General features: G+C 59.7%; 12 protein-coding genes and 2 pseudogenes. 9 read left to right on the forward strand and 5 right to left on the reverse strand.

All coding sequences use genetic code 11. From position 1 onward, the window contains the following. On the forward strand, window positions 1-659 hold a 659-nt coding region (locus tag G3436_RS09775), incomplete at its 5' end, for an autotransporter domain-containing protein (protein WP_163944114.1). 2 nt (window positions 660-661) lie between these two features. Here the strand turns inward: G3436_RS09775 and G3436_RS09780 are convergent. Then, window positions 662-1,288 carry a LysE family translocator gene (locus G3436_RS09780; RefSeq protein WP_163944117.1) on the reverse strand — a complete coding sequence of 209 codons (627 nt, stop codon included), beginning with the start codon at window positions 1,286-1,288 and terminating at the stop codon, window positions 662-664. Window positions 1,289-1,428: 140 nt separating this feature from the next. On the opposite strand from G3436_RS09780, the gene G3436_RS09785 reads away from it, so the two are divergent. Then, the gene (locus tag G3436_RS09785; RefSeq protein ID WP_163944120.1) at window positions 1,429-1,725 is read left to right on the forward strand and encodes a hypothetical protein; all 297 of its coding nucleotides are present in this window, start codon (window positions 1,429-1,431) and stop codon (window positions 1,723-1,725) included. On the opposite strand, the pseudogene G3436_RS09790 reads toward G3436_RS09785, so the two are convergent. Continuing rightward, window positions 1,722-2,407: pseudogene (locus tag G3436_RS09790) on the reverse strand (metallophosphoesterase). The gene G3436_RS09785 and the pseudogene G3436_RS09790 overlap by 4 nt on opposite strands. A 76-nt stretch (window positions 2,408-2,483) precedes the next feature. Between G3436_RS09790 and G3436_RS09795 the strand changes: the two are divergent. The 4 genes from G3436_RS09795 (at window position 2,484) to G3436_RS09810 (ending at window position 3,892) form a co-directional block, all read left to right on the forward strand. Next, on the forward strand, window positions 2,484-2,984 hold the full coding sequence (locus G3436_RS09795; protein ID WP_163944123.1) for a DUF3016 domain-containing protein: 501 nt from the start codon (window positions 2,484-2,486) through the stop codon (window positions 2,982-2,984). 49 nt (window positions 2,985-3,033) lie between these two features. Beyond that, the gene (locus G3436_RS09800; RefSeq protein WP_163944126.1) at window positions 3,034-3,261 is read left to right on the forward strand and encodes a hypothetical protein; all 228 of its coding nucleotides are present in this window, start codon (window positions 3,034-3,036) and stop codon (window positions 3,259-3,261) included. A gap of 63 nt (window positions 3,262-3,324) precedes the next feature. Next, window positions 3,325-3,549 carry a hypothetical protein gene (locus G3436_RS09805; RefSeq protein ID WP_163944129.1) on the forward strand — a complete coding sequence of 75 codons (225 nt, stop codon included), beginning with the start codon at window positions 3,325-3,327 and terminating at the stop codon, window positions 3,547-3,549. A gap of 130 nt (window positions 3,550-3,679) precedes the next feature. Continuing rightward, window positions 3,680-3,892 carry a hypothetical protein gene (locus G3436_RS09810; RefSeq protein ID WP_163944132.1) on the forward strand — a complete coding sequence of 71 codons (213 nt, stop codon included), beginning with the start codon at window positions 3,680-3,682 and terminating at the stop codon, window positions 3,890-3,892. A gap of 160 nt (window positions 3,893-4,052) precedes the next feature. On the opposite strand, the gene G3436_RS09815 is transcribed toward G3436_RS09810, so the two are convergent. Then, window positions 4,053-4,250 (reverse strand): hypothetical protein, encoded by a 198-nt coding sequence (locus G3436_RS09815; RefSeq protein ID WP_163944108.1) that lies wholly within the window; start codon window positions 4,248-4,250, stop codon window positions 4,053-4,055. 80 nt (window positions 4,251-4,330) lie between these two features. Between G3436_RS09815 and G3436_RS09820 the strand changes: the two are divergent. Beyond that, window positions 4,331-4,633, forward strand: a pseudogene (locus tag G3436_RS09820) (cupin domain-containing protein); the annotation flags it as partial. 6 nt (window positions 4,634-4,639) lie between these two features. Here G3436_RS09820 and G3436_RS09825 read toward each other — a convergent pair. Beyond that, window positions 4,640-5,302, reverse strand: a complete 663-nt coding sequence (locus G3436_RS09825; RefSeq protein ID WP_163944135.1) for a hypothetical protein — start codon at window positions 5,300-5,302, stop codon at window positions 4,640-4,642. Window positions 5,303-5,502: 200 nt separating this feature from the next. Here G3436_RS09825 and G3436_RS09830 point away from each other — a divergent pair, with 200 nt between their 5' ends. Then, window positions 5,503-5,670: a hypothetical protein gene (locus G3436_RS09830; RefSeq protein ID WP_163944111.1), complete on the forward strand. Its 168-nt coding sequence runs from the start codon at window positions 5,503-5,505 to the stop codon at window positions 5,668-5,670. Between the two features lie 31 nt (window positions 5,671-5,701). Here G3436_RS09830 and G3436_RS09835 read toward each other — a convergent pair whose 3' ends face one another. Then, complete coding sequence (locus G3436_RS09835; protein ID WP_163944138.1) at window positions 5,702-5,884, reverse strand: hypothetical protein; 183 nt, start codon at window positions 5,882-5,884, stop codon at window positions 5,702-5,704. Between the two features lie 401 nt (window positions 5,885-6,285). Between G3436_RS09835 and G3436_RS09840 the strand changes: the two genes are divergently transcribed. Continuing rightward, window positions 6,286-6,555, forward strand: a complete 270-nt coding sequence (locus G3436_RS09840) for a hypothetical protein (RefSeq protein ID WP_163944141.1) — start codon at window positions 6,286-6,288, stop codon at window positions 6,553-6,555. Window positions 6,556-6,608 lie beyond the last annotated feature (53 nt).

Raw genomic sequence — 6,608 nt, forward strand, 5'->3', positions numbered from 1 at the left:
GCGCCCGCCTCAAAGGCGACATCAAAGGTTTTGCGCTGGGCTTTGCAGACAACCCGGTAGGCGATGTCAGCCTGCATGGCGAGAGTGTGGGCGCCTATTGGACGCTGATCGGCCCGCAGCAGTGGTACCTGGATACGGTAATGCAGTACACCGGCCTGGATGGCCGGGCCCGCTCGGATCGCGGGGTCAAGCTCGACCTCGATGGACACGCCCTCACCGCCTCGGTGGAAACAGGGTACCCGCTGGCACTGGGCAGTCGCTGGGCGGTCGAACCGCAAGTGCAACTGATTGTGCAGAACGTCGATCTTGATACCCGCAACGATGGCATCTCCAACGTCAGCCAGAACAGCCAGACCAACTGGACCGGTCGCCTCGGCGCGCGCGTGACGGGTAAGCATATGGTCGGCAGCGTGCCGCTGCAACCTTACCTGCGCAGTAACCTGTGGCGCAGCTTCGGCGGGCACGACAGCCTGAGGTTCGACGGCGGTGAGCCGATCAAGACCGACCAGGCCAGTACCTGGATGGATGTCGGCGTCGGCCTGAGCGCACAACTGAGCGTTGACGTGGCGGTGTATGGAGGGATCAGCTACAGCGCCAACCTCGACAGCCGCCAACAGCAAACGGTGGGCGGCAATCTTGGCTTGCGCATCAGTTGGTGAGGCTAAGCTCGTCGTGCTGCCAGCAACCCCGCACCGGCAGCGCTGAGCAGCGTGGCGCTGACGCGATTGAACAGCCGACGCGGCCCGGGTTGGCTGAACCAGCGCTGCATATAGGCACCCAGCCATCCGTAAAGCGCAATCGCCACCCACTCCAGCAGCAGGAACAGAGCGCCCAGCCAGGCGAACTGCTCGCCTACCGGCGTGGGGCTGGAGACACTGACGAACTGCGGCAGGAATGCGGTAAAGATAAGGATCGCCTTCGGGTTGCCGGCGGCTACCAGGAACTCCTGACGCGCCAGACGCAAGGTACCCTGGCTGCGCCCACCGGCCTGCGCGGCCTCACCGACCGGTGCCCGCCACAACTGCCAGGCAATGTAGAACAGGTAGCCCGCACCCAATACCTTCACCAGCAGGAACAGGTACTCACTGGTGTGCAGCACCACCGCCAGGCCCATCGCGGCCAGCACGATCATGCCGGCAAATGCCAGCAGGCGTCCGGCGCCGGCCACGCACGCGGTACGCAGGCCATAGCGGCTGGCGTTATTGAGCGACAGCAGGTTGTTGGGCCCCGGCGCCATGTTCAGCGCGAAGCAGGCGGGGATGAATATCGCGAGGGTGGTGAGGTCCATGGCTGGCTCCGGCGGCGTGATCGATAAGTCTCGTGGCACTGCCGGTACGCGTCAAGTAGCGTATGATCGCGCGCTTTGCCGATGCCAGCCAGGGAGGCCAACATGTTCGAACGCGACCCAGTGGGCCAGCGCCGATGACAATGCTCCTGGCGCTGGGCGCCTTGCTGCTCATGCTCGCCGCAGTGCTGGTGGCGATGAATCTGTATTTCCTGTCCCTCGGCAGCGTGCCGGGCCTGATCAATGACCGGCTCCGTCCGATACGGCAGGTGACCTACACATTGCGTGATAGCCCGGACGACTTTTATGCCGCGATTACCCTGAATCTTTTGTTCTGCGCGGGGATGGCCATGGTGGGCCTGACCCTGCTCTGGTATGCCATGCGCCTGATCCGGCAGCGCCCGACCAGGCCCAATGGTGCACCGTGGTGGTTCATCTAGAGTACGTTGGCCAATGTGAGATGGGTCAGGTCCAGCAGGCTGAAATGACCACTGGCCCAGCCAGCGGTGTCGATGTGCCAGACATTGCCCAGTACGCGTACCTCACGCAGTGGGGTATGCCCAACCACCAACGCTCGCAAACCACCCACACCCTGCTTGTCCTCCTGTTGCAAGCGTCGTCGTGACCATTGGCAAACCTCTTGAATGTCGGCTGCTGGCGCTTGCTTCAAGTGCTCGCACAACAGCTGCCAGTGCGCGAACGGCAGTCGGCATGCAACAGGCCGATCGGGCCCTCGCCAGTTTCCAGTTGCAGCGCCAGCGGCATTTTTTCGAACGCTGCTGCGAACTGCGCCTGGCGCTGTGCCTGCAGGTCAAGAAACCAGCCGCCGCCACTGGCGCGATACAGCCCATGGTCCAGCCATTGGCCACGCACATGGGCGATTGCCAGGGCCTCATGGTTGCCCTGCACCGCATGAAACCAGGGCTGCTCCAGCCAGGCCAAGGCCTGTTCGCTGTCGGGGCCGCGGTCGACCAGGTCGCCAACACTGAACAGGCGATCGGCGGCTGGATCGAAGCCGATGGCATCCAGCGCCTGTTGCAGGCGCCGAAAATGCCCATGCACGTCGCCCACCGCAAGGTCGCGTCCGCAAGGGTTCGCGCCTACCTGCCGTACACTGTTCATGCTCGACCTCCCCTCACCGGTGCCCCCGCTACAGGCGTACAATGATGATGTATCGCGCTGCATCGGGAGGTGAATCATGCGCCCTGCACTGGCGATTGCCACCCTTGGCCTGCTGGCCTGCAACAGCGTGGCACAGCCGACCGACAACCCTGCGGTGCAGGTGCAATTCGTGCAGCCCGAGCACTTTCGCGACGCCAGCCTGGACAGCAACGGGTACGAACGAGGTGCCGATGCCTACGTCATCAAGCAGCTCAGCCAGCACCTGATGAAGCTGGGTACCCGCTACCTCGCCCCTGGCCAGACCCTACGCATCGACATTCGCGATATCGACCTGGCCGGCCGCTACGAGCCATGGCATGCCAACACCTACTCGGTACGCTACATGCGCGATATCACCTGGCCAAGCGTCGCGCTTCATTATGTGCTCAGCGAGCAGGGCCAGGTAGTGCGTCAGGCCGATGTACGCGTAGACGACAAGTTCTACCTGCAGCGCCCCGGCCGTCAGGCCAGCAGCGATAGGCTTTACGCCGAGAAAGCCATGCTTGATGAGTGGTTTCTCAAGACCTTCAAGCGCTGAGACGATTGCGCGCCTGTTAGACTGGCGCTTTTGAAGGTGATCAGCACCCATGGGTATCAAGAAGTCTTCTGCAGAACTCAAGCGCGACCTGAAACTGGTTGCTACCAACCTGGAGCGCACTGCCGGTGAAATCGGCAAGCTGGCCGAACGCATCAAGGATGTGGACGTGGTGGCGGTGCTGCACCTCATGAATCGCCTGTATCGCGATTCGGACAAGCTCAAGGCCTATGCCGACGAGATCAAGGACGGGCGTATCGTGCGCGGCAAACACGACTGAGTGCCTGCCGAGACGTTTCGCGGCGGGCTGCTACACTTAGTTCGCCGACGGGAGGAATGCACCATGTCCGACAAAGAGATCACCACCCTGCTGACCCTGATCAACCATCGCCAGGACCGCCTGACCGTGGCCTGCAAGGAAATTGCCGACTGGATCGACCGCCAGGGCGATGTGCCTGTGGCCGGCAAGATTCGCGATACCCTCAAGGCGGTTGAAGCCGATGAAGTCCTGGTGAAAAAATCCCTGACGTCGATCAGCCTGGAGCGTCCGTTGCCTCGGTTCCGCTAGCCGCGTTGCCAGCCAGCGACACCAAGCTGCAGCGCCTTCCAGATGGAATTGTTTCCGCAATATCAATATGATAGCGGCCTGTTACCAATGATGTCGGCAACAGTGGACAATTACTCGGGAAGGACTACTCGTGAAAGATTTTGTTATCAGCGTCAACAATGTGGTTTTGTACGTAGCGCTGGCTGTGATCTGGATTTCTGGCCTGTTCATGTTCGGCCAGAGCTTCATGGCCGGCCTGGGTACCCTGGTGGTCGGTACCCTGACCTGGTGCATCATCTCCGGTTTCTGGTTCGTGCAGTCGGCAACCTATGAAGAACTGCGCAAGCTGAATTCGAAACCGTAACACCCTGCGTTGACGCAACAACCGACTGCCCCGAGGCTTCGCCTATCGGGGCGGTCTGGTTTTGGCGCCCGGCGCTGTGCCGCCAGGCCAGCTGAGCCTGAAAGAGCAGGCACGCCACCGGGTGTGTCGCCAATGCTACGCATGGCAAAACAGCGAACACCTACTCATCATCGTCATCCAGCATGCCCGACGCATCGTCCTCCTCGTGTGCATCGTCGAACATCGGCTGGGCCTCGACCTCGGCGGTCACGTACTCGTCGTAAAATTCCGGATCGAGCAAGTGGTCGTGCTCGGGCTCATGAAGATCGTTGTCGTCGCTCATCAGGCAGGTTCCGCAGGCGCTGGAGGGTGGCGGCATGTTAACTGTTTTTCAGCGCACGAGCGCCGCGAGCCCTAGCGACTTGCCCAGGCGTTGAAGCGCTCCTCCAGCTCATCACCATGAGCGTGCATTACGAAGACGGCATCGTCGACCAGTTGCTCACGCCGCAACCCAATCGTGATCTGGAGATGCTCCATTCGCGCTTCCCGCCGGGCACCTACAGCCAGCAGAGCTACAGCCACGAGGGCGAGGAAGCCGGCTACGTGTTGTCAGGCAGTTTCGAGCTGTGGGTGGGTGAGCGTCATTTCACCCTGAGCGAAGGCGACAGTTTCAGCTTTTCCAGCCAGGAGCCGCACAAATACGGCAACCCTGGCGAGGTGGATGCGGTGGTGATCTGGGTGATTACCCCACCGACGTTCTGACGTCGATCAAAATGCTTCCACCGGCTTCTGAGCCGCCGCCTGGACCTTGGCCACTTCGAGGTTAGGGAACGAGAAGCGGACCACCACGCCGGTGTTTGCATCCTGACCGGTCAGCATCAACTCGGCACAACGCAAGTTCGTAGCCGACGTCGTCAGCATCTCGCCCATGTTCGAGTGGGCTTTGCTGCTATCGATACCTTCGAAAAAGGTATAGGTAAAGTCACCCGAGTCAGTACCGGAGTGCTCATAACTGGCGACCTTTGCGACAAAGTCTTCTTTGCTTGACGATCGCCCCTTGAGCTCAAAAAGATCCAGTTGCGTCTTGCCATCGGACATTGCCGCGAGCACGAACGACTGCCCCAATGCAGCGACGGCAGAGGCATACAGGTGCTGATCAAAGCTGCTCACCAGCGAGACCGTTATGAGCTTGGCGTTGGAAAATACCAGCGCGAGGGTGAATTTCTGGCCGATAAAATCGACATCGTCCTTGCACATTGCGGTGGCGCCGACATCGTCAGTGCAATCATAGAAGCCCTTGGCCTCGGTATAGGCCTTTTGAGGCGAGTCGTAGGCAAAGTCCTTGAACAACTTGTCCTGAGCCACCGCGGGTGCACAAAGGCCCAAAGCCATCGCCACTGCAACCGCGATCGACCGAATTGATTTTGACATCAGATACATCCTTGCAGGAGAGACACGATCCGTAACAATGGCTCAATGCCACCTCAGAAAGGACTGGAATGTCTTGGGTTGCCATGGTGCGCGATGGGCGACAACATCGTGCCCACGCCGCTGACCAGAGCACGGGCACGCACGCCCCTCACGTTGCAGGGCGATGACGTTTTTACCGACATGCATAAGGATGATTGTCGATGTGGTTACTTGAAATTGTGTTTGACCTGCTCGCCGCGCTCGGCAATTACCATTCGCCAAACTGGAAGCCTCGCCGCGTATTTACCCGCGGTTTTGTCGCATTCTGCGTGTTCGTGGCTGTGTTTGAGTTGTTTGCGCTGAACATGATGTTCGGTGGGCACAGGTGATGCCGTTCAGCGAAAACCGAGCAACGTGCACTCAGCCGCGTCGTTTTTTTGAGCAGAATGCAGTTACCAGCAACACGACACCGGGAATCAGAAGGCCCACGGCGGTGTAGCCGAATGCAGGCTGGCCCGACAGGCCAACCACGGCAAAGACGAGGCCCACGGTAACCAGTGGGCCAGCTGCGATCACCAGCGGGGTTTTGCTTGCATTGAGCATGTCGTTCCTCCTGTCGAGGGCTATTCCAGATTGAGCGCCGCCTGGATTGGAAATGGCGGGATCCGAGATTAAAGCATTCATCAGGGGTCGATACCTGACACCTGTTACCGCCAAAGGCCTACAGACATTCCCTTCGAGCCTGATAGCTTAATGCCATCAAGTCGAATGCGCCAAGCGCAGAGTAACCTGCATCGCCAAACGCCCGAGCATTTATACGGGCCTGTAACTGATCTTACCGGACTAAAGCGCCACACAGCGGTGTATTCCCCAGTGTCAGCTCTGCGACCAGAACGTCGCTGCTTGGGAAGGCGCTCAGGAAATGGATTCCGGAAACCATTCAATAGACGGGGCGACTTCCGAAAAGCCAGACGAGTAGGAACTTGAATAGGGAGATTTATAGTATGTCAGCTCAGGAAAAAAACGTTGGCGAATGGACCGCTTACCAAAAACTGACCCAAGAAGACCGGGATGTATTCAATGAAGCCCTGCAAGGCTTTGTGGGGGTGCAGTACACGCCTGAGACGGTTTCGACTCAGGTCGTCGCTGGCAAGAACTATCGCTTCCAGTCCAAGGCGCAGCAACCTGGCGCTCCAGCAACCTGGAATGCGACCGTAGAAATCCATAAACCGCTGCAAGGTAAAGCGTATATCTCCCAGATCATTCGGGACTAAGCGCGTTTAACACCCTTCGCCGCGCGAGGATTGCGAGGCCCGAAGGGTGATCG

Origin of the sequence: Pseudomonas brassicae (assembly GCF_010671725.1) — a bacterium.
In the GTDB taxonomy this organism is placed as follows: Bacteria; Pseudomonadota; Gammaproteobacteria; order Pseudomonadales; family Pseudomonadaceae; genus Aquipseudomonas; species Aquipseudomonas brassicae.

What these genes read in the sequence shown, in the direction of transcription:
- G3436_RS09840 (WP_163944141.1), top strand. Translation starts at nt 6,286, where the DNA reads ATGTCAGCTCAGGAAAAAAACGTTGGCGAATGGACCGCTTACCAAAAA.
- G3436_RS09805 (WP_163944129.1), top strand. Translation starts at nt 3,325, where the DNA reads ATGTCCGACAAAGAGATCACCACCCTGCTGACCCTGATCAACCATCGC.
- G3436_RS09825 (WP_163944135.1), bottom strand. Translation starts at nt 5,302, where the DNA reads ATGTCAAAATCAATTCGGTCGATCGCGGTTGCAGTGGCGATGGCTTTG.
- G3436_RS09835 (WP_163944138.1), bottom strand. Translation starts at nt 5,884, where the DNA reads ATGCTCAATGCAAGCAAAACCCCGCTGGTGATCGCAGCTGGCCCACTG.
- G3436_RS09780 (WP_163944117.1), bottom strand. Translation starts at nt 1,288, where the DNA reads ATGGACCTCACCACCCTCGCGATATTCATCCCCGCCTGCTTCGCGCTG.
- G3436_RS09800 (WP_163944126.1), top strand. Translation starts at nt 3,034, where the DNA reads ATGGGTATCAAGAAGTCTTCTGCAGAACTCAAGCGCGACCTGAAACTG.
- G3436_RS09815 (WP_163944108.1), bottom strand. Translation starts at nt 4,250, where the DNA reads ATGCCGCCACCCTCCAGCGCCTGCGGAACCTGCCTGATGAGCGACGAC.
- G3436_RS09785 (WP_163944120.1), top strand. Translation starts at nt 1,429, where the DNA reads ATGCTCCTGGCGCTGGGCGCCTTGCTGCTCATGCTCGCCGCAGTGCTG.
- G3436_RS09830 (WP_163944111.1), top strand. Translation starts at nt 5,503, where the DNA reads ATGTGGTTACTTGAAATTGTGTTTGACCTGCTCGCCGCGCTCGGCAAT.
- G3436_RS09795 (WP_163944123.1), top strand. Translation starts at nt 2,484, where the DNA reads ATGCGCCCTGCACTGGCGATTGCCACCCTTGGCCTGCTGGCCTGCAAC.